This is a genomic window from Bowmanella denitrificans, assembly GCF_039522935.1.
Lineage (GTDB): Bacteria > Pseudomonadota > Gammaproteobacteria > Enterobacterales > Alteromonadaceae > Bowmanella > Bowmanella denitrificans.
The window spans coordinates 395,545-420,852 of the sequence record NZ_BAAAEI010000006.1 but is presented as its reverse complement, the minus strand read 5'-3'; the positions used below and the strand labels follow the sequence as shown (position 1 = coordinate 420,852).

Annotated in this window: 19 protein-coding genes; 9 read left to right on the top strand and 10 right to left on the bottom strand. The window is 49.4% G+C overall.

Features of this window, described 5'->3' with window-relative positions; translation table 11 throughout:
• Positions 1-89: 89 nt before the first annotated feature.
• Complete coding sequence (gene astB / locus ABD028_RS04850) at positions 90-1,427, bottom strand: N-succinylarginine dihydrolase (RefSeq protein ID WP_343842415.1); 1,338 nt, start codon at positions 1,425-1,427, stop codon at positions 90-92.
• 559 nt (positions 1,428-1,986) lie between these two features.
• On the opposite strand from astB, the gene topA reads away from it, so the two are divergent.
• The gene (gene topA / locus ABD028_RS04845) at positions 1,987-4,623 is read left to right on the top strand and encodes a type I DNA topoisomerase (protein WP_343844034.1); all 2,637 of its coding nucleotides are present in this window, start codon (positions 1,987-1,989) and stop codon (positions 4,621-4,623) included.
• Positions 4,624-4,703: 80 nt separating this feature from the next.
• On the opposite strand, the gene ABD028_RS04840 is transcribed toward topA, so the two are convergent.
• The 5 genes from ABD028_RS04840 to ABD028_RS04820 all read right to left on the bottom strand — a co-directional run bounded on the left by ABD028_RS04840 (position 4,704) and on the right by ABD028_RS04820 (position 9,510).
• Positions 4,704-5,126 (bottom strand): hypothetical protein, encoded by a 423-nt coding sequence (locus ABD028_RS04840; protein ID WP_343842412.1) that lies wholly within the window; start codon positions 5,124-5,126, stop codon positions 4,704-4,706.
• Positions 5,127-5,247: 121 nt separating this feature from the next.
• Positions 5,248-6,015, bottom strand: a complete 768-nt coding sequence (locus ABD028_RS04835) for a 3-hydroxybutyrate dehydrogenase (protein WP_343842409.1) — start codon at positions 6,013-6,015, stop codon at positions 5,248-5,250.
• Complete coding sequence (locus tag ABD028_RS04830; protein WP_343842408.1) at positions 6,015-7,016, bottom strand: extracellular catalytic domain type 2 short-chain-length polyhydroxyalkanoate depolymerase; 1,002 nt, start codon at positions 7,014-7,016, stop codon at positions 6,015-6,017. The genes ABD028_RS04835 and ABD028_RS04830 overlap by 1 nt, the downstream gene beginning before the upstream one ends.
• Positions 7,013-8,164: an E22 family MetX-like putative esterase gene (locus ABD028_RS04825; protein WP_343844031.1), complete on the bottom strand. Its 1,152-nt coding sequence runs from the start codon at positions 8,162-8,164 to the stop codon at positions 7,013-7,015. Before ABD028_RS04825 ends, ABD028_RS04830 begins: the two co-directional genes overlap by 4 nt.
• A gap of 50 nt (positions 8,165-8,214) precedes the next feature.
• On the bottom strand, positions 8,215-9,510 hold the full coding sequence (locus ABD028_RS04820) for a GntP family permease (protein ID WP_343842403.1): 1,296 nt from the start codon (positions 9,508-9,510) through the stop codon (positions 8,215-8,217).
• A 250-nt stretch (positions 9,511-9,760) separates the two neighbouring features.
• Between ABD028_RS04820 and ABD028_RS04815 the strand changes: the two genes are divergently transcribed.
• The 7 genes from ABD028_RS04815 (at position 9,761) to ABD028_RS04785 (ending at position 18,123) form a co-directional block, all read left to right on the top strand.
• Complete coding sequence (locus ABD028_RS04815) at positions 9,761-12,019, top strand: TonB-dependent receptor (protein ID WP_425542060.1); 2,259 nt, start codon at positions 9,761-9,763, stop codon at positions 12,017-12,019.
• Positions 12,020-12,115: 96 nt separating this feature from the next.
• Positions 12,116-12,760: a response regulator gene (locus tag ABD028_RS04810; RefSeq protein ID WP_343842400.1), complete on the top strand. Its 645-nt coding sequence runs from the start codon at positions 12,116-12,118 to the stop codon at positions 12,758-12,760.
• A gap of 51 nt (positions 12,761-12,811) precedes the next feature.
• Positions 12,812-13,303 (top strand): M23 family metallopeptidase, encoded by a 492-nt coding sequence (locus ABD028_RS04805; protein WP_343842398.1) that lies wholly within the window; start codon positions 12,812-12,814, stop codon positions 13,301-13,303.
• 149 nt (positions 13,304-13,452) lie between these two features.
• Positions 13,453-13,827 carry a DUF6713 family protein gene (locus ABD028_RS04800; RefSeq protein ID WP_343842395.1) on the top strand — a complete coding sequence of 125 codons (375 nt, stop codon included), beginning with the start codon at positions 13,453-13,455 and terminating at the stop codon, positions 13,825-13,827.
• Positions 13,828-13,839: 12 nt separating this feature from the next.
• Positions 13,840-14,262, top strand: a complete 423-nt coding sequence (locus ABD028_RS04795; RefSeq protein ID WP_343842393.1) for a MaoC family dehydratase — start codon at positions 13,840-13,842, stop codon at positions 14,260-14,262.
• A 383-nt stretch (positions 14,263-14,645) separates the two neighbouring features.
• Complete coding sequence (locus ABD028_RS04790) at positions 14,646-15,932, top strand: GGDEF domain-containing protein (protein WP_343842390.1); 1,287 nt, start codon at positions 14,646-14,648, stop codon at positions 15,930-15,932.
• A 190-nt stretch (positions 15,933-16,122) separates the two neighbouring features.
• Positions 16,123-18,123, top strand: coding sequence for an ATP-binding protein (locus tag ABD028_RS04785; RefSeq protein ID WP_343842387.1), 2,001 nt, complete (start codon positions 16,123-16,125; stop codon positions 18,121-18,123).
• Between the two features lie 13 nt (positions 18,124-18,136).
• Here ABD028_RS04785 and ABD028_RS04780 read toward each other — a convergent pair whose 3' ends face one another.
• The 3 genes from ABD028_RS04780 to ABD028_RS04770 all read right to left on the bottom strand — a co-directional run bounded on the left by ABD028_RS04780 (position 18,137) and on the right by ABD028_RS04770 (position 22,241).
• On the bottom strand, positions 18,137-20,338 hold the full coding sequence (locus tag ABD028_RS04780) for an EAL domain-containing protein (protein ID WP_343842385.1): 2,202 nt from the start codon (positions 20,336-20,338) through the stop codon (positions 18,137-18,139).
• A gap of 522 nt (positions 20,339-20,860) precedes the next feature.
• A complete protein-coding gene (locus ABD028_RS04775) occupies positions 20,861-21,613 on the bottom strand; it encodes a DUF3307 domain-containing protein (RefSeq protein ID WP_343842382.1) in 753 nt (250 codons plus the stop codon).
• Positions 21,606-22,241 (bottom strand): hypothetical protein, encoded by a 636-nt coding sequence (locus ABD028_RS04770; protein WP_343842379.1) that lies wholly within the window; start codon positions 22,239-22,241, stop codon positions 21,606-21,608. Before ABD028_RS04770 ends, ABD028_RS04775 begins: the two co-directional genes overlap by 8 nt.
• 185 nt (positions 22,242-22,426) lie before the next feature.
• Here ABD028_RS04770 and glnS point away from each other — a divergent pair, with 185 nt between their 5' ends.
• Positions 22,427-24,091: a glutamine--tRNA ligase gene (gene glnS, locus ABD028_RS04765; protein ID WP_343842377.1), complete on the top strand. Its 1,665-nt coding sequence runs from the start codon at positions 22,427-22,429 to the stop codon at positions 24,089-24,091.
• Positions 24,092-24,393: 302 nt separating this feature from the next.
• On the opposite strand, the gene ABD028_RS04760 is transcribed toward glnS, so the two are convergent.
• Positions 24,394-25,140, bottom strand: a complete 747-nt coding sequence (locus tag ABD028_RS04760; RefSeq protein ID WP_343842374.1) for a YciK family oxidoreductase — start codon at positions 25,138-25,140, stop codon at positions 24,394-24,396.
• Positions 25,141-25,308: the final 168 nt, after the last annotated feature.

Genomic DNA, 25,308 nt, shown 5'->3' with positions numbered 1-25,308 from the left:
AAGCGGAAAAATTAATCGGTAATTGAGTGTTCGAATAGCCGACGATACAGTAAAACAAGGGGGCGTTTGGTGCCCCCTGGTCTATCTAACTAGCGCTGGAAGGGGTAAACCGAGCCCAGTTTCATAATTTGGGTGAGTTCGTCGAGCGCACTGCGGGATTCTGTCAATAGTTGCGGGTCACGCAAATCATCGAAGGTCAGCTCGTCCCGGTAATGCTTGTCTACCCATTGGTTGAGGCGGCTAAACAGGCTGTCATTTATCAGCGTATTGGGGTTAACTGCATCTACTTCCTGGTCAGTCAGGGCAACACGTAACCTTAAACAGGCCGGACCGCCGCCGTTACGCATGCTTTGTTTCACATCGAAGAAGTGCACTTGCTTAATTGGTGTGCCGAGGGTCAGCAACTTATCCAGATATCTGGATACCGCAGGATTCTCCTGACACTCTGTCGGTGCGATGATAGCCATTTCATCATTTGGCAGGCTGATTATCTGTGTATTGAAAAGATAAGTCTTTACGGCATCTTCAACACTGACATCCTGAGTGTCTACCTGAATAAAATGCAGTTTCTCTTCACCATACTTGCGCTGAATCTCGTCAAGGGCCGACTGGGTATTGAAAAAGGCCTGCTCGTGATAAAACAGCACGTTGCGGTTGCCCACGGCAATCACATCATTGTGGAATACACCCTGGTCAATAACATCAGGATTTTGTTGCACATACACCACGCCTTCATCACTCAGGCCGTGCAGTCTGGCAATGGCCTGACAGGCCTCTAATGTCTGACGGGCCGGAAACCGTTTAGGGGCAGGTTTGCTGGCATCAAAGGCATAACGGCCAAATACAAACATTTCCACCCCCGCATGGCCATAATCGCTGCATAAACGCGTATGGTTAGCGGCACCTTCATCACCAAAATGTTCATTGTCCGGCAGGTGACTATGATGTTGAAAATAACGCTCATCCGCGAAAGTTGCCTTAAGAATGCGCCCTGTGACTTCGGGTTCTAGCGAGCGGTGGAACTTATTGGTTAAATTGGCCGGGGTGAAATGTACGCGGCCATCAGCAGTATCGGCACTGGGTGATACCGTTGCGGCGTTGGCGGTCCACATGCTGGAGGCCGAACAACAGGCCAGGAAGATGGCCGGAGCCTGCTTAGCCGCTTTTTCCAATACCTGCGCGTCGGTACCGGTAAAACCCAACCTGCGCAGGGTCAGAATGTCAGGACGCTCCTGTGGCGCCAGAACACCTTGTTGCATGCCCATGTCGGCCAGCGCTTTCATTTTTTTCAGGCCTTGTTTGGCGGCTTGTTTGGGGCTGCTGTTGGACTTGGCATTGTTCAATGAGGCCACGTTACCGAAGGACAGGCCAGCGTAATTATGTGTAGGACCCACCAGTCCATCGAAGTTTACTTCAAACTGTTTCATGGTCTTTTCGATTCCAAAAGAGGGTTATGTTTTCCTGCTTTGATTTCGCTTCGGCAGAATGCTGGCAGGAGACCGGGGCCACTATACGGCTTTCTCCGGTGACTGCCAAATCAGCCAGGGCGCCAGTCTGCCGCGGCTGCCTTAAGAGTTGCATAAAGCCACTGTCATCGCGCATAACTAACATTGCATCTTCTGACTATTCAATAGTTTAGACCTTAGATGACGAATAACTCTGCAGAGTAAAAAAATTTAAAGATAATTCTGAAACCTGGTTATTTTGGGCAGAAATCAACAGGTGATTGGCAATTTCCTGTAACCAGCACTTGCGTTATGGTCCCGGGTTAACGAGAATCGCCCCCATTGATAAAACATGCCTGACGAATGCTAGCCCCTTGAATAACACTCAGTTGGCTACATAGTGACAAACGTGCGGAAAGGAACTAAATCTTGTTTTCCGCCAATATTGTGGATATATGTAAAAAACATCCCGCGTTGCGCAGGCGCACCCATTGCTTCCTTTGGATAGGAAGCCAGCATGAAAATAAAGAGCAAAGGTTATATGGCAAAGTCCCTGGTAATAGTCGAGTCCCCTGCAAAAGCCAAAACAATCAATAAGTACCTGGGTAATGATTTTATTGTTAAGTCCAGCGTCGGGCATATTCGAGATCTGCCCACCAAGGCGTTGGGTAAGGTGCCGGCTAAGAAATCCAGCAAAGAACTGAAGGCCATGTCCGATTCCAAGCGTGAGGCTTACTTGCGCCATCACGAGTACCTGAAGCTGGTGGACAGAATGGGAGTGGACCCGGAAAGTGACTGGGAAGCTCATTATGAGACGCTGGCGGGTAAGGAAAAAGTGGTCAGCGAATTGAAGAAGCTGGCAAAAAATGCCGACACTATCTATCTGGCAACGGACTTGGACAGAGAAGGAGAGGCCATCGCCTGGCATTTACGTGAGCTGATTGGCGAAAAAGACAAAACCTTTAAACGGGTGGTGTTTAACGAAATCACCAAAAATGCCATTAAAGATGCGTTTTCACATCCTGGTGAAGTGAATATGGACAGGGTTAATGCCCAGCAGGCTCGTCGTTTCCTCGACCGCGTGGTGGGTTTTATGGTGTCACCGCTGCTGTGGAAGAAAATTGCCCGGGGCTTGTCGGCGGGTCGGGTGCAATCGGTGGCCGTGCGTTTGGTGGTGGAACGCGAACGCGAAATTAAAGCCTTTGTGCCGGAAGAATACTGGGACGTGCATGCTGATTTGCACAGCACAGCTAAGCAGGCGCTGCGTATGCAAGTGGTTAAACAGGCTGGCAATGCCTTTAAACCGGTTAATAAAGCACAAACCGAAGCAGCGATTGGACTGCTGGAGAAAGCCCGCTACGAGGTCATCAGTCGCGAGTCCAAGCCGACGCAAAGCCGTCCGTCAGCCCCATTTATTACCTCGACGCTGCAGCAGGCCGCCAGCACGCGCCTGGGCTTTGGCGTGAAAAAGACCATGATGATGGCGCAGCGGCTGTATGAAGCTGGCCATATCACCTACATGCGTACCGACTCCACCAACCTAAGTGGTGAAGCGGTCAGCGCCTGTCGGGATTATATAGAAGATAACTTTGGCAAGGCCTACTTACCCGATTCTGCCCTTCGTTATGGCAGCAAGGAAGGTGCCCAGGAAGCCCACGAAGCTATTCGTCCTTCCAATGTGCAGGTCAAGTCTGATTCTCTGTCAGATATGGAGCGTGATGCGCAGCGTTTGTACGAGCTGATTTGGCGCCAGTTTGTCGCCTGTCAGATGACACCGGCTAAATACGATGCCACCACCATTCGGGTACAGGCAGGCGAATTTGAACTTAATGCCAAAGGTCGGGTATTGAAATTTGATGGTTGGACACGCGTACAACCACAGGTCAGGGGCAAGGGCGATGACGACCTGACTTTGCCAGATGTTAAAGAAGGCGAAGTTCTGGCATTGGATAAACTTGACCCAAGACAGCATTTTACCAAGCCACCAGCGCGCTTTAGCGAAGCTTCCCTGGTTAAAGAACTGGAGAAGCGTGGGATTGGCCGACCTTCCACCTACGCCAGCATTATTTCTACTATTCAGGATCGTGGCTATGTGCGTCAGGACAACAAGCGTTTCTATGCTGAGAAAATGGGGGAAATCGTTAATGACAGGCTACTGGAAAACTTCCAGGACCTGATCAGCTATGACTTCACTGCCAATATGGAACAGCATCTGGATGAAATTGCCGAAGGCAAGCTGTTCTGGAAACAAGTTCTGAATGAATTCTATGGGGATTTTTATCAGAAGCTGCTTCAAGCTGAAAAGCCAAGCGAAGAAGGCGGAATGCGCGCCAACGAAGCGGTACTGACCGATATTGCCTGTGCTAAATGTGGCCGGCCAATGACTATTCGTACCGCCAGCACAGGTGTGTTTCTGGGCTGTTCTGGCTATGCTTTGCCGCCCAAAGAACGCTGCACCCATACCATGAACCTGACCTCTGGTGATGAAGTGGTCAAGGTGGACGACGATGAAGAACTGGAAACCGAAGCGTTACGGGCCAAACGTCGTTGCGATCTGTGCGGTACCGCCATGGACAGCTATCTGATTGATGAAAGCCGCAAGCTGCATGTTTGTGGCAATACCCCATTATGTAAGGGCTTTGCCGTAGAGCAGGGTACTTTCAAGGTGAAAGGCTATGATGGCCCGCTGATTGAATGTGACCGCTGCGGTGCCAATATGGAACTGAAGAATGGCCGGTTCGGTAAATACTTCGGTTGTACCAACGAGGCCTGCAAAAATACCCGTAAACTGCTGCGTAATGGCGAAGTGGCACCGCCGAAAGAAGACCCAGTGGATTTACCGGAGCTGCCCTGTACTAAGTCGGATGCCCATTTTGTGCTACGTGACGGTGCGTCAGGAATTTTCCTGGCCGCGCATAATTTCCCTAAATCCCGCGAAACCCGGGCACCCTTTGTGGAAGAGTTGGCCAGATTCCGGGACAGACTGCCGGAGAAGTTTTTCTATCTGGCTGATGCACCCAAGCAAGATCCGGATGGCAATAAGGCGCTGGTGCGTTTTTCACGTAAAACCAAGCAGCAGTATGTGATGACAGAGACATCTGATGGCAAAGCCACCGGTTGGAGTGCCTGGTATAAAAATGGCAAGTGGTCTGCTGAGGATAAGCGCAAGAAGGCCTAGCTCAGAAAGTGGGGAGATACTGCCGACCAATTGATGGGTCGGCAGTGACCGACCCATGCAGGTGGATTTGGCATACTAAGCTATTGATGTTTTTGAATAGCGGTCAGCTTGCCGTCAGCTTGCACGTAGAATACGTCATCTTGCAGACGAAAAATGTTTTCCGGAACCAGAGCTCGATATTCCTGTTGCTGCGCATTCAAAATAGTGATTTCATCAACGGTGCGACCGTAAAGTTCATCAGCAATATCGCCGCCAATAAAAAGCCCGAAGGTGCTGCCCACATCTCCGTCCACTTTATGGCCAACCGCCATGCCCAGTGCTGCACCTGCCAGGCCATGCTTCCAATCTGCGCTGAGTTTAACCTGCCGGATATTCACAACCTTTGCAGTAAATGCATTATCTTGGGTTAATGCCTGGCTTTCACTCAATATCGTAGGGGTGCTCTCACAGGCACTCAAAAAGCAAACCAGCATGCTGGCAATCATTAGGTTAAACAGCCTCATATATTCCTCTCATCAGTTAGGCGACGTGGAAATAATGCGGAATTTAGCGGGGTTTGACTGTATGAAAGTGTTGGTAAAGTGTTAAGTCAGCAAAACAGGGCTGTCCTTGCCCAATATTCTGTTATCTGGCCGTCCAGCCGCCATCCAAAACCAGTGTTTGACCACAGATATTGCGCGCTGCATCAGACAGCAGAAATTCAGCGCAGCCAGCTAATTCACCAATGCCAATAAAGGCCTTTTTGGGCATGGGTTCAAGCATGATTTTATTTACCACATCGGCTTCGCTCATATGGTTTTCCCTGGCCTGGGCTGCAATCTGTTGCTCCACCAGCGGCGTTTTGACATAAGAAGGGCAGAGGGTGTTAATGGTAATGTTCTGCTCCCCCAGTTCCAGTGCCATGGTTTTGGCAAAACCAAGCAAGCCATGTTTGGCAGCCACATAAGCTGATTTAAAAGGCGAGGCCACCAAGGAGTGAATTGAGCCGACATTGATAATCCGGCCAAAATTTTGCTCCCGCATAGCAGGCAGAAAAGCCTGGGTGAGCAGTGCCGGGCCCACTAGCATCACGTTGATCAACTGCTGCCATTTGGCGGCAGGAAAATCTTCCAGGCGCGATACATGCTGAATGCCGGCATTGTTGATTAATACATCCACTTTTAACGGCGCAAGACGTGCCGTCAGCGCCGCAATCTGCCCGGCATCTGCTACATCCAGGGCAATGGCGCGGGCGCTGATACCTTGCTCTGCAAGCTGTAGACAGGCATGCTCAGCGGCCTGCAACTTTATATCGGCAATAATGAGCTGGTGCCCCATGGCACCCAAATGCTGGGCAATGCCCAGCCCAATACCACTGGCACCACCGGTAATAAAGATATTTCGTTGTTGCATTATTGTTCTCCAGCCAGTTGCCTCACCATCTGGGCGACGGCCTGAATTTGTTGGCCTGCTTTGGTGGCGTATTTGTCATCGGTGTAGCCCCACCAATCCCAGCAAGCTTGCGGATTTAATGGCATTAAGGTGGATTTTCTGGTTTGCGGGTAAAGCACAACAGTATGATGGGTGTCGGCCCATTGATTGATACCGGTGAGTCTGGCGTAGTCATTCCCCACCGCCTCAACGTTCTGATTACAGCCATGAAAACTGATATGCAGTTGGCATGTTGCACCTGCTGCACAACTTGATGGTACGTACAGGAAAGCTTGGTCTGCCAGACCTGAAGCTGCTTCACCACCTAACTGCTGCTGATTGATGGCCAGTAACTGACCCGGCTTTGCATCACCGCCCTGTCTGGCTAGTGCAGCGATATAATTCAGCATCTCTGCTGCGGCGTTATAGCCACAGTTGCCAATGAAAGGTGGTTCAGATTTGTCGCAGGCCGTGCCCTGTGCCTGGGTGGGGAAATGATGGGCAAAGGCTTTGTCCTGAACAATATGCACATTTTGTTCACCTACCCAGTCCTGGTACTGTTTAGCCAATGCATCTGCAACGGGTTGGATGATTTTTTCGTCCAGCGTACCGCGTAGCAGCCAGACTTTGTCACCTTTAAGGCCTTGCGCAGCATCCACCAAGTTGTCGGCCCGCCAGCCATTCAGCGTTTTTTCGATCTCGGCCAGTGGAATATCGCCATCCTGTTTATTAACGCATTGGCCAAGAGCGGTGAGTATGCTGTTTCTTGCACAATAATAGGGCCCCGCCGCAATGATGCCGACGCCAGATACCCAGTTGCTGTGGGCGATATGAAACTGATTAGCCATATAGCCACCGCTGGAAAGCCCGGACAGTGTTAATTGTGTGGTATCCAGGTTCAGCTTGGGCATGTCGGCCACTGCGTGGGTGCTGGCTAACAGCAACGTGGCCAGGCCCAGCGAATTAAGTAGGGTTTTGTTCATAATGCTTCCTGAGTTAAAAAGGCCTGAATGTCTTCAGCGGCCTGGCTGATATTGGTTACACCGTCCAGATGCCCCATTGGCCCGACAATCAATCCTAGGTTTGATGTCTTGCCCGCCTTAAGTAAGGCCTGATGCGCCTGTTTGGCAAGATAAGGCATCAGCAGCAGATCGTGGCTGGCAGGAATAAACAGGGTCCTTGCTTTTACCTGCTGCATGGCCTGGGCAAGAGGCTTATCCTGTCCGGCCAGAAACAACTGACTGGCGCGGATCAGATACAACATGTGGTTGGCATCGGTGATGGTGGCACGTGTGGCAGCCATATCCCGCAGCCAGTTCACCACCTGATGGGACTGACGGATATCGTTAAGCGGTGCCGCTTCTAATGGGTTGTGATCAGGGTTACTTTGATTGAAAAAATCAGGGTAGAGCGCCTGCTGGGTCAGCAGCATCAGCGCGGCAGTCAGTCCGGCCATGGGTGGTTCACCGGCGTAGTAATTGCCCTGTTGCCAGTTGGGATCGAGTTTAATCGGTTGTGCCCAATGCTCCAGAGCGGCAACTGTCCATGCATCTGACTGACCAGCGCCTATCACCGAGATCATTCTTGGTACCCAGTCTGGGTAGGCGGTTGCCCATTCCAGTGCTTGCATGGAGCCCATGGATGCCCCGGCTACGGCATACAGGGATTGAATTCCCAATGATTCCAGTAAGGCTTTTTGCACATTGACAAAATCCCTGATGGTGACCACCGGAAAGTCCAGCCCCCAGGGTTTTCCGGTGTCTGGATTGATACTGGCAGGCCCGGTGGTAATCACTTTGGGGTCATGCACATTGAAGTTCACCAGAGTATCCACACTTAAGACAAAGAATCGACGGGTATCGATAGCTTTGCCCGGCCCTATGATGGCGTCCCAGTAACCAACGGCTTCATCGGATGGCGCATATTTACCGGCGGCATGCGAACTGCCCGAGAAGAAATGGGTAATCAAAATGACATTAGATTTGTCGGCGTTAAGCTCTCCATAGCTTTCCCAGCCAACTTGCAGCTGTTTAATGGTTTTACCGCCAAAGGTGGTAAATTCCGGTATTTCAAATCGTTGCTTGTGGGTTATCAGGTCAGATGCCTGAACCTGCGGTATGATTAAAAACATCAGGGCTATCCAGTATTTTCCTTGGGGCAGTATGTTTTTCATGATGCGTCCTACAGCCAGTTAAATAGGGCCACAGCCATCGCCAGACCTATCAGTGGCACCACCACCGTAAGGGCACCTACCGCCCAGTAAGCGCGCTGATGGGTTTCATTACAAATGGCGCGGATGGTGGTAACGACATAACCGTTATGGGGCAGGGAGTCGAGTGCACCGGACGAAATCGACACAATGCGATGCAATTGTTCCGGGTTAACACCCTGGTCAAGATAGTGTGGTGCTATCAGCGGCAGCGCGATGGCCTGTCCGCCGGAGGCCGAACCGGTCAGGCCAGCCACTACACTCACCGCCACGGCAGCACCGATCAGCTCATTACCTGGCAGACTGGTCATCACCTCAACCGCCGATTGAAATGCCTGGGTGGACTTGGCAATAGTGCCGAACCCCACGACGGCTGCGGTGTTGCCTATGGCCACCAATGCACCGGTGGTTCCCACACTGATGGCGGCGCCAAGATTATGAAAATGTTTGAAATTTATCGCCATCAGGCTTAACACGCCGCCGCCAAGGGCCACAATCAGCGCCATCTGCTGCAGGCTTTCATGCAGGGTAAAAGACAGAACCAATACAACAACTAGCGGCACGACGCCTGTTAATGGATGGGGATAATCACGCTCAGCAATTTCAGGATCGCCCGCATGGCTTTCAAAATGTTCCCCGCGGCTGACGGCCTTGGCAATCATATGTTTTAGCCAGTAAAAGCCCATGGTGGCCATAAACAGGGCAACTATCAGACTGACTTCCCAGGCCGCAAAAGGGGAGGTACCCAGATATTTGATTGGGATCCAGTTTTGAATTTCCGGTGAACCTGCCGAGGTCATGGTGAAGGTCACAGAACCAAAGGCCAAAGCGGCGGGAATAAAACGCCGCGGTAAGTTAGCATCTTTAAACAGACTCAGTGCCATAGGGTAGACAGAAAAGGCCACCACAAAGACACTGACACCGCCATAGGTCAGAATGGCACAGGCCAGCACCACCGCGACCACCGCATGTTGCTTGCCCAATTTGTTGATTATCCAGCGTGCGACGGCATCGGCTGCGCCGGTATCTTCCATAAACTTGCCGAACAATGAACCCAGCAGGAACATAAAAAACCAGGCAGCAATAAAACCAGAAAAGCCATTCATATAGGTAACCACAAAATTACCCTCGCCGATAAACACCGGCAGGCCGCTGGTCAGCGCCACAATAAGGGCGCATAAGGGGGCGGCAATAAACAAATTCATCCCGCGAATGGTCAGGATAATCAGCAGCACTAAGCCGCCCACCAGACCTGTCAAACTCAACATAAGCTGTCCTTTAATTTACTCCGGGCCTTAGCCCGGTTTGTTAACGCTGGAGTGCGCCGGTTGACGCCAGACTCCTGTGACCTTTGTTAAGCAAATACAGGACCTCTGCATTGTGAGCCAGCAGAGCGGATGCGCCCATAGTACTATGGTACAGAATACCTTTTGGTCACTTTGTTCTAGAGTACCCATGACCTTGTTAACAAATGCAACAAAAAATAAACAACTCTGTATTGCTCAAGCACGAGAAGGTATGAATATGAAACGCCCGAATAAAACAGCCTGTACCCTGGCAGTGGCTGCTGCACTAGCCAACTTAGCCACTTATGCGCAGGAACCGGACAAGGTGGCTAAAGGACTGGAACGCATTGAGGTAACGGCCCGTAAAACCGTTGAGAGTCTGCAGGAAGTGCCTGTTGCGGTCACCTCTATTGGTGCCACGGAGTTGGCGGAAAAAGGTATTTCAGTGCTGACTGAAGTGCAGCAGTTTTCTCCTAACACCACATTGCAAACCAGCCGCGGCACGAACTCAACCCTAACAGCCTTTATTCGTGGGGTGGGGCAGCAAGACCCTTTATGGGGGTACGAACCAGGTGTTGGCATTTATGTGGACGATGTGTATATGGCCCGTCCACAAGGCGCGGTACTGGACTTGTTAGATGTACAACGAATAGAGGTACTGCGGGGACCGCAAGGTACGCTGTATGGTAAAAACACCGTGGGCGGTGCGGTTAAGTATGTGACCAAAGAAATGTCCGGTGGTGCTGAATTCAATGCGCAGGCGACATTGGGCAGCTATAGCCAGCGAGACATCAAACTGACGGGCCAGATACCCCTGGTAGAAGACAAACTGTTTCTGGGTTTTGGCTATGGCAACCTGAATCGGGACGGTTATGGCAATTTTTTGGTGGCACCGAATGGCCAAGACCAGGAAAACTACAACAAAGACATCAAGGCAGCCCGGTTGACATTAGAGTTTCATCCTGCTGATAACTGGTTTATGCGTTTGAATTGGGACAAAACCACCGACGATTCCAACGCCAAAGGCGGTTATCGTTTGGTACCCAGCCTGTTGACCGACGCCCCCATTCCAGACAGCAAATATGATTCTTACACCAGCTTGCCGACCTGGAACAAGGTTGAACTGGAAGGCCTCAGCTTGACGGTAAACTGGGATGTTAGTGATGCGTTATCGGTTAAATACATCGGAGCCTCAAGAAAGAGTGACTCACCGACCAACATCGACTTTGACAATACTGGTATCAACCTTTTTGATGTGCCAGCGGTGTATGATGATGAGAATACCAGTCACGAGTTGCAGGCAAATTATCAGGGAGAGAGCTTTACCCTGGTGAGTGGCTTGTATGCCTATGATAGTGAATCCTGTGGCTTGTTTGATGCGATTCTTGGCGGGTTAGGTGTCACCCTGGAAACATCGGGTTGCAATAACAGCGAAGCATATGCCGCTTACGTGCAAAGCAGTATTGATATGACCGACAAGCTGTCGTTGACACTGGGCGCCCGTTATACCCGTGAAGAGAAGCAAGCCACTGTGTTTTATGGCTTCCTACCCGGTGCCGCCTACCCTTACAGTGGTTGGGTCGATGGCTATACCAGAGCCGATGGTACTGGGGTACCCATGAGTCTGGGTGTGGATACCGATGGTGACGGCGTGTTAGATGCACCGAAAAAGGCCAGTTGGAATCGGTTTACCCCGCGCGTGGGGCTGGAATACCAACTGGACCGTGACACCATGTTTTACGCCAGCTACGCGCAGGGTTTTAAGTCCGGTACCTTTAACCCCAGAGCCAGCACCAACGAACGAGCCGCTGACCCGGAAATTGCCGATTCTATTGAGTTGGGTATGAAGAAAGACTGGAATCAGCAGTGGCGAACCAACATTACTCTGTTTTGGTTGGATCACAAAGACCGACAATACATAGTGGTGGAAGCAGACCCTAATGACCCTACCATATTGGGGCAGAACCTGGGCAATGCGGCAAAATCCAAAGTCCAGGGCCTGGAAGCAGAAGTCACCTATGTTGCCACTGATAATCTGACGTTTGATCTGGCGCTTGGTTATCTGGATGCCGACCTTGAACAGGATGAAAGCATAGGAACACCATTGGTTGGGCTGTCAAATACACCAGATTATACCCTTGCCTTGTCAGCTAAATACGTTATGGATACAGACTTTGGACCGGTTATGTTTAACGGTGGTTATTACTACCGCGATGAGTATATCCTATTTGAAGACAATGCCATCCTCAAACAGGACGGGTACGGTATGGTTAACCTCAGTGTCAGTTGGGAAAGCCTGGAAGGCAATTGGTATGCAGGCTTGCATGCTAAAAATCTGACCGATGAGGAATACATGGTGGGTGGCTATTCTTTTGTTGGCGGCATAAATCCGGATGGTGGCTACTTACCCGGTTTTGGTGGCGATACCACATTGGCAGCATACTACGGTGATCCCAGAACGGTCAGCCTGACCGTTGGTTACCGATTCTAAACAGGCACAGGATATCAGGGGCGGGGAACCGCCCCTTCTTGATCTGACTGACAACCTGAAAGATAGTAAAGGTCTATGGAGCCAGGTATTACCAATATGACCCAACCAATCAGAGCGGTTATTGCCGACGATCACCCGTTATTTCGCAGTGCTATGAAGCAGGCGTTATTAAATAGCCTGGGTGGTGACATTCTGGAAGCCGACAGTCTGGACAGCACCCTGACATTATTGGCCCGCTACCATGATGTAGAACTGGTGCTGTTGGATTTGAATATGCCTGGTAATCAGGGCTTAACAGGCCTAACCAGCTTGCGAAATGGTTACCCGGGAGTGCAGGTGCTGATTGTGTCCGCGGAAGAAAATCCGGACACCATTCGTCGTGCCCTGGATTTTGGTGCCAGTGGCTATCTGCCAAAGTCTGCGCCGCTTGAATGCATTGAGCAAGCAGTGGCATCGGTACTGGACGGCGAACAATGGGTGCCGGAAAACCTAAAAGCTGTGCTGACCCAAAATTCAGCCAGTGCGGAGCGGGATTTTGCCGATCAACTTAGTCAACTTACCCCACATCAGTTTAAAGTGCTGAAAATGGTGGCCGACGGTCTGTTAAATAAACAAATTGCCTGGGAGCTACAGGTTCAGGAAACCACCATTAAGCAGCATGTTTCTGCTATTTTGCGTAAGTTGAACGTAATTAATCGTACTCAGGCGGGGGTACTGTTTAAGCAGTTTATGCAGCAATAACGCTATTCGGGAAGGGAATGTCAGGATGTTAAAGGTTAAAAAAGTGTTTTATTGCTGTTATTGCTTCTGGGGGCAGGCTTTTTTATACCTGAGCCGGTGAAAATTCCGGTCAAGGGCGCAAGCAAAGCAGACTGGCATCCACAGTCGTTCTGGTATGAGCCTTGGGGGTTATCCGGCGTACACAAAGGTATTGATATCTTTGCCGAAACTGGCCGTGCTGTAATCAGCAGCACAAATGGCATTGTGTTATACACAGGTACATTCAGCCGGGGTGGCAACGTCGTGGTGGTATTGGGGCCCAAATGGCGTTTTCACTATTTTGCGCATTTAAGCAGTATAGAGACAGCGCCGTTGCGTTTTGTCGGTGTGGGTGACCTGATAGGCAAAGTGGGGGATAGCGGCAATGCTAAGGGTAAAGCGCCGCACCTGCATTACGCCATTTTACGTCTGCTCCCGGTGCCCTGGGCCATTGACGGTGCAACTCAGGGATATAAAAAGGCGTTTTTTGTTGACCCGCATACTTATTTGTCCGGCGCTGACTAAGAGCGGCTGGTATCGTTGTTTATTCCGCTTATCTATGTTTCGGGGCTTGGAATGTTGAAACTGCGGTTGGCGTCGTGACTGTTTATTATCAAAAGAGATATAGTTAAGCGAATGCTAAGAATGGTAGAAACCAGCAACGGAAATGTGGGATGCGCTTAGATAATGTTTATTTAATGACCCTGAGCCTGCTAATTTTTCACCAAATAGATGCGGCTTATTGGCAGGAATGGCAGATGTTTCATCTCCCTGGCGGTACTCAGGGCTATCTGGTATTTAACATTGCGGTGTTACCCTTTTTGCTAATTGGGTATGCCAATGTTATCAAGGGACATAAATCAGGTTTTTTATGTTCTTATATCTGTGCTGGTCTTGGTGTGCTGACCGGGTTGATTCATGCCACTTTTGCCCTGTTTGAATCGCAAAGATTTAACCTGCCATTGTCTATGTTGATTATAATGCTGTGCCTGGTGTCGGGAATGATTCAACTGGCTGTGACCTGGCGTCATGCTGGTTCAAAAACATAGGATATGGCCATCATGGATACGGTACTTTACCCAGGTTATCGCTTTTTTAAGACGTTGACCTTAGCAGAAGAAGATATCCGCCAAGGGGCATTGGCCTGTGGAGATATGAACTATATTCACCATGATGCCGAGCGAGCTGCAAAGACGCGCTTTGGCGGGCTGATTGCCAGTGGTAGTGCGATATCTGCTTTGTTTTCAGCTATGCTTCCCAGCCATTTCTCTGTATTCAGCCCCATGCTGGGTTTAGAAATGAACTTTAAATTCTCCGCACCTATTCTTGCCGGTCAGACAATCACGATGGAATGGCAGATTGAGCAGATTAATCCAAAGGCAGGCGGCAAGAAAACGCTGACGTTAAAAGGCAAGATCGTTGATCTGGAGGGTAATGTTTTGGTATTGGCTGCAGCCACAATAATGTTGCTCCCCTCGCTGTAAACAGCACGTTTTGTTTGTCATTGCTCTTTGAGCTGTCAGGGAGAATCGTCAATGGAGAATTAAATCGCGTCTTACGACTGGAACGGTTTTCAGCGTGTTGAATCTGGTATTGTACTTCCTCAAATTTTAATAAGGGACAGATGCGCTGTGGTATGAGCCGATAGATATAGTCACAATAACGCCGTATGCTATAAATAGTAGCTTCTTTGATGTGTTGTAGCCTTAACGTGACCTGGTTAAAATTACAATTCTTACCTCATAGTACGCAGGCATATATTGCCTTATTTCTATTGGTTCTGTTCGGGTGTTTTTTAGGGATCTGGACGCGCCCGATAGGTTTGCTTGCCAGTGTCTGGCCCGTTAATGCATTGATGCTTGGTTTTATGCTTAGAGTGCCGGGTACCGCGAACTGGCGAGGTTGGTTAACCGGTGCAGCCGCATTAATGATGGCGGATTTATTGACTGGCTCAGGCTGGATCCAGGCGGGTATTCTTAATAGTGCTAATTTGATTAGCATCTGGGCGGCTTATCTGATTTTGTCACGCGTCTCTGACCATGTTCTGGGACTGCACCATCCCATCTCTATATTGTATTTGCTGTTAGCCGCAGCCGGTGGCGGGGCCGCTGCGGGTCTGGTTGGGATGCTGGCTAATCCCTATTTGTTTGATGGTAGCATGCTCAGCGGCTTTACTTTCTGGTGGATAACCGAAGTGGTTAACTATGTGGCCATTCTACCTATTTTTCTGACGGCGCCGATAAAACGAGAGGACTCAGCGGGATGTCACTGGCAGTTTAGAAAACAAGACATCCTGCCTGCTTTGGCTGTATTGCTGTCATGTCTGGCTATGTTGACTATTGGTGGGCCAGGTGCCGTCGCTTTTCCAGTTCTGGCGCTGCTTTGGTGTGCGCTGGTGTATTCGGTATTTCCCACCGCTATCCTAACCTTGTTGTGTAGTTTACTGGCGCTGCTGACACTCTCCGATAGCGGCTTTCATCACAATGTGTCTGGTATTGATGATGCTGCGCTGTTCTCGATCCGACTGGGTGCGGCGGTGGTGGCCATTGCACCTGTTATGTTGTCTATCGTCACTAATCATCGTAATGAACTGATGGCGCAGTTACGTTATGTGAGTATGCATGATGCATTAACAGGTGCAGGTAATAGAGCTGCATTTTGCCAGGAAGCGGAGCGGATTTTGGCGCAGAACCAATTTCCGCATGGTGTACTGATGATTGATTTAGACCATTTTAAGCAGGTGAATGACCGATTTGGCCATGCAACAGGTGATCAGGTGCTCTGTGAGGTTGCCCGGCGCATTCAAAACTGTTTGCGCCCAACGGATCAACTGGGTCGAATGGGGGGTGAAGAGTTTGCTGTGGTGCTCAATGACTGTCAGGTACAAGTTTGCAAAGAAATTGCCGAGCGAATCCGTTTGGCTGTTGCCACACAGCCCGTTACGCTTAGCGATAGCCGACAGATTAGTGTGACAACCAGCGTAGGTGTCAGTTTCGTTGATAAAGGCCAGAGCAAAAGCCTGGAATTCTTGCTGGCAGAAGCTGACGGCGCACTTTATCAAAGTAAGGAAAGTGGCCGAAACTGTACGCGCTTGGCCGATACGCTGGATAACACTCAGGTAAATGAGGCTAAACCAGCTAAACAGAATGCCTGAGGGGTGGGGTTTCTTACCGATTCGAATATTTGTTTTTTTATTGCTTTTCACTTGTTATTTCTTTTGAATTACTGCTTATCATTGTGTTAGCCGAGGACGCAATACACTGGCTTTGCCGACCAATTGCCTTAAGGCTGTTCTTATGGAAAGTGGGCGGGGGCAAGCACCTCACTGAATTAGGATACCGATAATGATAGCGCGTTTGATGCTTGTGCTTGTTTTGCTTTACTCTGGTTCGGCAGTGGCCATTGGCGAGAATGAATTTGATGCACTCCGGCACAGCTTACGCGACCTTTTCAGCCACTCACCGCTTGAAGCCGTTACTGAGGTAAAGGCGCAACTGGGGGCGCCCGAAGGTCAATTCAGTGTGGATCAGCAAGTCCAGTTACTTAATTACCAGGCCTGGTTTCTGGCCGAGTTAGATCAGTTGGAAGAGGCGATTATCACGCTCGCCAGGATGAAAGAGTTGCTGAGTGAGGCGTCCGATCCTTTTCTTAATTACGCTTACCATAATCTGACTGCTTATACATTCGAAAAGGCTGGGTTATATGAACAGTCCTTGCAGTCACACCAGCAGGCTCTTGCCCTGGCCAGGGAGTCTGATCGGCCGCGATTTGTGCATCAGAGTCAGAACAATATTGCCGGGCTCTACCTTGAGCTGGGACGTTGCGCCGAAGCCGCTACGTTATTGCAGGGCTATCTGACCTACCTGCAGACGCATCCCGATCCACTAAGTCAGTCGATTGCCCTGATTAACATGATCAGGGCGGCGATTTGCCAGAATCAACTGCAGGTCGCTCGAACCTTGTTGATTGACGCTCAGGCAATCCAAAAAAAGCACCAGCTCAAGCAATACTTGCTGCGCACCATGAAGCTGCAGGGGGAATTACAGATGCGCAGCGGTGAGCTTGCTAAGGCACAAGCGTCGTTTGAGGAGGCGTTACAAGGCTTTGCCGGGGAAGAGCTCAAAGATCCTATGCTCGAAACACTTTTTTTGCTCATCGAGTTGCATTTAACAAAAAGCGAGCTGACACAGGCGAATAATCGATTAGTACAGGCCAGGCCGTTATTGGAATCGCTGCAATCTGAAAGGTTATGGCTGAGATATTATCAACTGCAGCGCCATCTTGCCGAAGTGAACGGCGAGTATCAACAGGCGTTGGCTGCTTCTGATGCGGTGGCAGTCGCGAACAAGAATGTGATGGCGCGGCAAAACAGCATTAACCTGGCCTTTGTTATGGCACAAATCGATCTGGCCGACCGCGAAGCACAGATAGTCCGTATGAAAGGGGAGTTAGCCCTGGAGGAAGCAGAAGATAGAGCGTTTCGTATCGAGGTGGGTATTGGCGCAATTGCGGTGTTGTTATTGTTATCTTTGAGTTGGTGGTATATCGCCAGTATCCGGCGCAAGAAAGATAAACTGACGATGGCCCTGCATGAGCTGCGTGAAACTCAGCGGCATTTGGTGGAGTCAGAAAAAATCGCCGCATTGTCAACATTGGTGGTGGGGTTAGCACATCAGTTGAACACACCATTGGGCTCTATAACCACCTCAGTTAGCTGTTTTGATAATCAGTTGGATATGCTCAAAACACAGTTTGACGCTAAAAAAATCAGCATTAAGCAAATGCAGGATTTTCTGCATCAATCGCGGGAAATTTGCATGGTGATTCAAAAAAGCACCGGCAGGGTGGTGGAGATGGTGGAAAAATTTAAAGCCATTTCCGCGTCCATGGAAAAATCTGAACCTGAGGCCCTGCAACTTAAGGCTTTTCTTGGTAAAAAAATTCCCTTGATTGAAGATTACAGTAAAGTGCCAATTCTACTGCAGGGTGAGGATGTGCAGGTGGTAACCTTTCCTGATACCTTGTTAAAGGTGATTTACCTGTTAGTGGAAAATGCCATGGAGCATGCCTTTGCTGATACCGAAGCGCCACAAATCTGCATCAGGCTAAGCCAGGATGACAGGTGGGTATACCTTGAATTCAGGGACAACGGTTGCGGCGTGGCAAAGGAACACCAGAGTAAGATTTTCACGCCCTTTTATACCAGTAAGCTGGGGCAGGGTAAGCTGGGGTTGGGCTTAAATGTGATTTATAACTCGGTTTTTCATATCCTGACCGGCCGTATAGAGCACAAAGGGCAGGAAGCCGGTATGGTATTTGAGATCCGCTTACCGAAGCATAGTTAATCTAATGCTGTGGTTATACGAGCTGAGCGGCATTGGCGGTCCAGTATGCCAATGGCATCGGCTTACCCAGCAGATAACCCTGAAACCTGTCACAGCCCATAGATATCAGTAAATCCAACTGTTCGTTTGTTTCTACTCCTTCGGCTATGGCTTGCAAATTAAGTTTTGTTGCAAGTTCCAGAGTGGCTTGGACTAATTTCAGGTGTCGCTGAGAATGAGGGATACCATTAATAAATTCACGATCTATTTTCAGCGTCGAAGCTGAAATATCAATGAGTTGTGACAACGAAGCATGACCAGTGCCAAAGTCATCGATAATCACACACACACCTAGCTGGGCCAGACAAGTCAGGCGTTTGCGGGTTTCATCATGACTGGCCATGGCTGAGGTTTCGGTAATCTCCAGTTCCAGGCGCTGGCGTAGCATACTGCTTTCGGTATAGTAGCGAAGTAGCCTGGCATAAAAGTTGTCATCCAGAATTTCTGGTCCTGCCAGATTGATCGCCAAAGGCACGGCCTTTAACTGGGGTGGCCAGTGACTTAGCATTTCAATGGCTTTGCTCAGGACCTGACTGGAAAATTGTACATGCCAGTCATGTTGGTCAATCTGCGGCAGAAATTGCTGTGGGGTGAGTACCGTTTGGTTTGCTTGCTGGCGGATCCTGGCCAACGCCTCATAACCAATGACCTCACGTTGTACGTTAAATTGCGGTTGTAACCAGAGCTCCAGGGCGCGTTCATCCAGATATTGTTTCACCTTGTCGCGAAGCAAACTGTTCTTATGAATAGAGCGGCTGTAGATCTGTTCGTATTCCACCACCGGATGCTTGCTGTCTGTGCGACTCAGAGCGATAGCGCACTCTTCCATCAGCAGGTTGGCAGGGCTGCCCTGACGGTGTTGACTGATACCGGCACGCCAGTCCAGTAGCAAGTCAAGGTAACCCTCGTTGATCGACAGGCTGATAAAACCGGGTAATTGCTGGGTTAGCCAACTCGAAGGCGCAATATGATGAAACAGTTCAGACGGCACCGCCAACATCAGTTTTGCGCCGGGGAAGCGGTAAAAATGGACTTGCTGGGGTAGTTTGCGGCGTAATTGCCGGGTGAGTTCAATCAGTAACTGATCGCCAATATCCAGGCCATGTTGAATATTGACTTCCCTGAGGTTTGTCAGTTTCAGCAAAAAGAGCGCTTTTGGCCGCTTTAAGCGTAAAAAGGCCCGTTCATACCAGAAGTTGTGATTACGCAGCCCAGTCAGGCTGTCGAGAAAGTACAAGCGTTTGAAGCTATCCTGCTGCGAGATGTTATGGCAGTGGATGAGTTGCTTTTTATGATGGACGAGACTGGCTGGTTGCAATTCATAATGATCATGGGGTGGCACCTTGAGTTTACCGCGGATTTTCTTGTTGGCACTTAGGGGCTCGTCAAACTGAAATAGTTGTTGCAGCGAGTTTCGCTGACCACCGGCTTGTTTAATCAGATCACGGGCCGCCTGATTAGCCTGTAGTATTGTGCCATGCTGATCGCAAAAAAAAGACGCCGTGCCACCATTGTCAAAAATCTCCTGATAGCGATTAACCACAGCGGCAAGCTTGCTGCTTTGTCGTGCCAGAACCTCGGATTGCTTATCCAGGGTGGTCAAAAAGCGCATCAGCGCAAGAGGTAAGCAAAAATTGAAAAACAGAAACACCAGCGAGCTGAGATAGGTATGAGTTTGCGGCAGACTGATATCTATGTCGAATAGTTGTGGCAGTGGGGCGTTGCGTATTAGTAAGGCATAAGGGATCAGGTTCAGCATCATGGCGACAAGTGCCGCTTTGTTGCTGAAAAACAAACGCACGAATAACGGCAACGTGAAAAGAAACAGTAATCCGAATTTTGCTGCTTCAAAGTCCGGCACAAACAACAAGATTGAGATACAAGCCAGCACCACCATCAACAGCAGACCCGCTGCGGCCAGATGGGTTAGTGATTTTCCCATGCATAGGATGGCAACGAGCAGCACGAAAAAAGTCGAGGTAATGGCCAGTACAAAGGGCATGTCCAGTGAGTAGGCTACGTAGGATGAATGGGTTAATATCAGTAGGGTCAGTATCGTGCCGCTAAGCAAAATGACTCTGAGGGCACTGAGCTTCCATGTTCTGTTGTCGGAGTCGGTAAAATGTCCCTTTTCCAATAACAAATAGTGCTTTATTTGTTGATACAAGAAGTTCAAATTTGTAATTCCAACCTGTCATGACGACTAAACAGACAGAGCTGTAAACGATTACACAAGCAATGCATCTGTGCAACAGTTTAATAAGGTACTAGCCCGACTTTGGTTACTTTTCTGTTAGTCTTTTTTCGTAGGCTTTTCTTTGTTTTGTCTTACTTTTAATCTTCGCTAAATACAAAAGTAACTAAAAGTAACCTGAGAGGCTTGGGTGTGAGGTCAGGCGCTATAGTGCTGAGTGTATGTTGCCGGTTATCTATGCTGAAAACGTTATCATTGGCAGTTTAGTCTGCCTCGCGCTCATGCTCTGTCAACGGATTTCTGCCATCTGACCACTTAATTCAGCTAACTGCCGACTGATTTACTGACCACTTCCCCCTGTCGGAATCAATTCCGACCCACTGTGGGTTGGGCTTCAGCCCAACAACAATGAAGCATGATTGCTCTTTTTTATCACAAAAAAGTGAAAATATTTATATATCAACAGGTTATTCTGATACCTTTTCGCACGTCGCACGTCGCACCTCACACCAAGCCATTAACCAGGCGCAAAGTCAGGATACCCAGCAACAAACTGATAGTGACACTGAGTAAGGTGCCGAGCATCACATACTCAGTCAGGCGACGGTCTTTCTGGTGAGTCAGATCACCGAAACGGAAGACAGATTTGGCCGCCAGCAGAAAGCCGACGCCAGCAAATTGCTCTAACAGCGTAAAGGTCAGAATCAGTATACGCTCAAGCAAACCTATGGCGTGTCCTGCTTTAGGCAGGCTGCCTTCGGTGACATCCAGTGTCCAGTTGCGTAATAACAGCGCAATAAGTACCGAACTGGGACGTAATATCAGCAGGTAGGCTATCAGCACGATCAGATGTGTTGGCGTGAGCAGCCAATCCCAGCACCATTTAAGCCAATGCCAGCTTTGTGATAATTGCATGGCAATCAACAATATGATGGTCAGGTGTAAGCACTGATCCAGCAGGAAGTAACGGGTATGGACAGGACAATAAGATTTAGCTAAATCAATAACATAGTGACTGCATCCGAGTAATAAGGCGAGCCACAGCGGCTGCCAGAAAGTCGGTCCCCAGCCAAAAGTCCATTCCCAGATAAACAACACCAGCCAACTTAACAGGGTATGCACTAAGGCATGCCAGATAAGCTTAGATGAACGATAGTGGCGGTTTAGCCTGTCATTAATCCAACTGAGTGGATGCAAAAAGAAGTCACCAAGCAGGTGGGCGCTAAGCAGGCCGAGAAGGAGTAACAGTTCATCCATGAAAATACCTGTCTGTCAGTTGTTCACAGTAGCGGATCGCGTCTGTCAGTAGATCATAGTGTGCCTGGTTTAGCAACTTGGTGGCATTCACCCGGGAAGTATGCAGGCGCTTGGCAACGGCCAGGTGATTCTTGTCTTCCAGGGTCAGGTATTCAAACAGTGCCTGGGCTTGGCGGGCTGTCATTTGCTGAAGCAGAGCGTCTGTCAGCCTCAGATGAATTCCGGCATGCCAGTTAAATCGCTCATTTGTGCTGCCGATGCCTAACAGTTGCCCCTGTGGAAGACTATCCAGTTTGGTGCCAGAAAGGGTAAAGGCTTCACCTGTGGCACTTTTTATGTCTGGTCTGGGGTTGCTGACCGAGCCTATACCTATACCTAAGCGACAATCCTGCTGGCGGCTTTTCATGGCGAGTCTTAGCAGCAACATGGCATTTGCCCAGTCTCTGGGTGTGTGCAACTGTAATTGGAAGGCATCGCCCCGATAGATGTTGTATTGGCCCGCGTATACTTCATTGAGATATCGCAGAGTCTGGTCGAGGTGGTAGAGCAGGGCATCGTATTGATCACTGGGTACCTGGCCTGAGGCGACCAAATCCCCTGTGAGTACGGCATTGGCTGATATTCCCATGTAACCTCCTGTGGTTACTTTTCTTTATGTAACCAAATTTAGTTACTTTTTGCTAAGTAATCAATAGGGGTTACATAGATGTCAGTTAGAATCCATCAACCTACTCAACACAAGGCTGCTGTAATCCCTCCACAAACTGGTATAATGCCAGCCTTTTAAATAAACCTATAACGACAGGGGTGGTAATGGCCGAGACAGACATTCGTCCGACCAATTTTATTCGTCAAATCATTGATAAGGATCTGACAGAAGGTGTACATGATCATGTGCATACCCGTTTTCCACCAGAGCCTAATGGCTATCTGCATATTGGTCATGCCAAGTCCATTTGCCTCAATTTCGGTCTGGCTCAGGATTATCAGGGTCAGTGCAATCTGAGATTTGACGACACCAACCCCGAGAAAGAAAACATTGATTACGTTAACTCTATTCAAAGTGACGTTAAATGGTTGGGTTTTTCCTGGGACGGTGAGATTTGCTATTCCTCTGATTACTTTGAGCGCCTGCACGGCTACGCCGTGGAACTAATCGAAAAGGGGCTGGCTTATGTGGACTTTTCCAGTCAGGAAGCCATGCGTGAGCTGCGCGGCACCCTGAAAGAGCCTGGTAAAAACAGCCCTTATCGCGATACATCCGTGGCAGAAAATTTGGCCCACTTTGCCAAAATGACGGCAGGGGAATATGCCGAAGGGCATTGTGTATTGCGCGCCAAAATTGATATGGCCTCGCCCTTTATGTGTATGCGCGATCCGGTTATCTACCGGGTCAAGTTTGCCCATCACCATCAGACCGGTGACAAGTGGTGCGTATATCCAATGTACGACTTTACCCACTGTATCTCCGATGCTATCGAAGGGATTACCCATTCACTTTGCACTCTGGAATTTCAGGACAACCGCCGTTTATACGACTGGGTTCTGGACAATATCAGCATTGAGTGCCGACCGCGCCAGTATGAGTTTTCCCGGCTGAATTTGGAATATACCGTATTATCTAAGCGTAAACTGATTCAGCTGGTCGACGAAAAGCATGTGGATGGCTGGGACGATCCGCGTATGCCGACTATTGCAGGCCTGCGTCGCCGTGGTTACACCGCAGCGTCTGTGCGGGAATTCTGCAAACGCATTGGTGTGACCAAAATGGACAATATGGTGGAAATGGGCATGCTGGAAGCCTGTATCCGTGATGATCTGAATCAAAATGCTGCACGGGCCATGGCGGTGCTGGATCCCCTTAAAGTGGTGATCGAAAACTATCCGGCCGATCAGGTTGAAACTCTAAGTGCCCCTAATCATCCCTCTGATGAGAGTATGGGCAGCCGTGACATACCCTTTACCCGTGAGATTTACATTGAGCGTGAAGACTTCCGTGAGGAAGCCAATAAGAAATTCAAGCGCTTGGTATTGGGCAAGGAAGTGCGTTTACGAAATGCTTATTTCCTTAAAGCTGAGCGGGTTGAAAAAGACGCAGAGGGTAATATTACCACCTTATACTGCACGTACGACCCGGATACCTTGGGTAAAGATCCTGCTGATGGACGTAAGGCCAAAGGAGTTATTCATTGGGTCTCTGCCAGTCATGGGGTACCGGCCGAAGTACGTTTGTATGACAGATTATTCAAAGTGCCAAACCCGGCCGGTGAAGAAAACTTTACCGACAGTATTAATGCTGAATCACTGACTGTGGTACAGGGGATATTGGAGCCGAGTCTGGTCAGCGCTGAGCCTGGCAAGGCCCTGCAGTTTGAGCGTCTGGGCTACTTCTGTAAGGACAAGCAGGCCGATAAACTGGTATTTAACCGCACTGTTGGTCTGCGTGATACCTGGGCCAAAATAGAAGGTCAGGAATAAGGTTTAGCCTTTTAACAAGATTATTCTGCTGTATGGCGGAATAATCTTGTCTTGCCTGACAGATTGCTGGCTGGTCTTGATTACCTTTGTCGGACCCCGCCAGCTTAAGTTGTTGGAAACCCAACCCACAGTGGGGAGGGATGTATTCCAACTGTAAAACACCGATAAACACTGTGGGTCGGACTTGAGTCCGACGGGATTGACGTCGTCAGCTTTAAGTGAGCAGTCGGCAGATAGCAGAGGTTAGTTGTCAGAGCGCGAGTGCAAATCATCAAGCTGCCTCACACCTCACACCTCACACCTCACACCTTAGGCTGAGCGTCGATGCTCTGACCATTTACGTCTTTGCTGTTATCTGCCATCAGGTAAAGATACAAGGGCATAATATCTTCTGCTGTTTTCAGCGTTTCCGGATTTTCGCCAGGATAAGCTTTCGCACGCATTTTGGTGCGTGTGGCGCCAGGATTAATGCAATTAAAACGGATCGGCGAATTGGCGTACTCGTCGGCTAATACCTGCATCATGCCTTCAGTGGCGAACTTAGAGACGGCATAGGCGCCCCAGTAAGCGCGACCGTTCCTTCCCACACCCGATGAGGTAAAAATCACCGACGCACTCGGCGCCCGCTTCAATACCGGCAGCAATGCCTGTGTTAACAGAAACTGACTGGTCAGATTGACCTGCAAAATTTCCTGCCATTCCTTTTCTTCAATTTGCGCAAAAGGGCGCAAATAACCCAGCAGGCTGGCATTGTGCAGTACGCCATCCAATTTACCGAATTGTTCACTAATGGTTTGGGCAAACTGCTGGTAATGACTGGACGTTGCGCCGTTCAGATCGAGCGGAACTATGGCGGGTTCAGGTCCACCAGCTTGCACAATCTGATCATAAACCGCTTCGAGCTTACTCACTGTGCGGCCCAGCAGGATAACCGTAGCGCCTGCCTTGGCATAATTCAGAGCGGCGGCCTGACCAATGCCATCGCCAGCCCCTGTCACCAGTATGACTTTGCCCGCCAGGGCATTTTCCGGAATTTGATATTGCTGCATGAATAACCATCCAAATGCATGAAAACCGGCGGATTTTAGCACTTAATTAGCATCCTGTGCGGGAAAAATACCGCCCAACAAGGCTGTCACAAACAGTTAACAAAACTTTGCAAATCACTAGCAAAGTCCATAATATTGCATTAACTTTAACTGGTCATACTTGTTGGG

Excerpts from the sequence above, each read along its gene's own strand:
- astB (WP_343842415.1), bottom strand. The coding sequence starts at position 1,427 with ATGAAACAGTTTGAAGTAAACTTCGATGGACTGGTGGGTCCTACACAT.
- topA (WP_343844034.1), top strand. The coding sequence starts at position 1,987 with ATGGCAAAGTCCCTGGTAATAGTCGAGTCCCCTGCAAAAGCCAAAACA.
- ABD028_RS04840 (WP_343842412.1), bottom strand. The coding sequence starts at position 5,126 with ATGAGGCTGTTTAACCTAATGATTGCCAGCATGCTGGTTTGCTTTTTG.
- ABD028_RS04835 (WP_343842409.1), bottom strand. The coding sequence starts at position 6,015 with ATGCAACAACGAAATATCTTTATTACCGGTGGTGCCAGTGGTATTGGG.
- ABD028_RS04830 (WP_343842408.1), bottom strand. The coding sequence starts at position 7,016 with ATGAACAAAACCCTACTTAATTCGCTGGGCCTGGCCACGTTGCTGTTA.
- ABD028_RS04825 (WP_343844031.1), bottom strand. The coding sequence starts at position 8,164 with ATGTTTTTAATCATACCGCAGGTTCAGGCATCTGACCTGATAACCCAC.
- ABD028_RS04820 (WP_343842403.1), bottom strand. The coding sequence starts at position 9,510 with ATGTTGAGTTTGACAGGTCTGGTGGGCGGCTTAGTGCTGCTGATTATC.
- ABD028_RS04815 (WP_425542060.1), top strand. The coding sequence starts at position 9,761 with ATGAATATGAAACGCCCGAATAAAACAGCCTGTACCCTGGCAGTGGCT.
- ABD028_RS04810 (WP_343842400.1), top strand. The coding sequence starts at position 12,116 with ATGACCCAACCAATCAGAGCGGTTATTGCCGACGATCACCCGTTATTT.
- ABD028_RS04800 (WP_343842395.1), top strand. The coding sequence starts at position 13,453 with ATGCGCTTAGATAATGTTTATTTAATGACCCTGAGCCTGCTAATTTTT.
- ABD028_RS04795 (WP_343842393.1), top strand. The coding sequence starts at position 13,840 with ATGGATACGGTACTTTACCCAGGTTATCGCTTTTTTAAGACGTTGACC.
- ABD028_RS04790 (WP_343842390.1), top strand. The coding sequence starts at position 14,646 with ATGCTTAGAGTGCCGGGTACCGCGAACTGGCGAGGTTGGTTAACCGGT.
- ABD028_RS04785 (WP_343842387.1), top strand. The coding sequence starts at position 16,123 with ATGATAGCGCGTTTGATGCTTGTGCTTGTTTTGCTTTACTCTGGTTCG.
- ABD028_RS04775 (WP_343842382.1), bottom strand. The coding sequence starts at position 21,613 with ATGGATGAACTGTTACTCCTTCTCGGCCTGCTTAGCGCCCACCTGCTT.
- ABD028_RS04770 (WP_343842379.1), bottom strand. The coding sequence starts at position 22,241 with ATGGGAATATCAGCCAATGCCGTACTCACAGGGGATTTGGTCGCCTCA.
- glnS (WP_343842377.1), top strand. The coding sequence starts at position 22,427 with ATGGCCGAGACAGACATTCGTCCGACCAATTTTATTCGTCAAATCATT.
- ABD028_RS04760 (WP_343842374.1), bottom strand. The coding sequence starts at position 25,140 with ATGCAGCAATATCAAATTCCGGAAAATGCCCTGGCGGGCAAAGTCATA.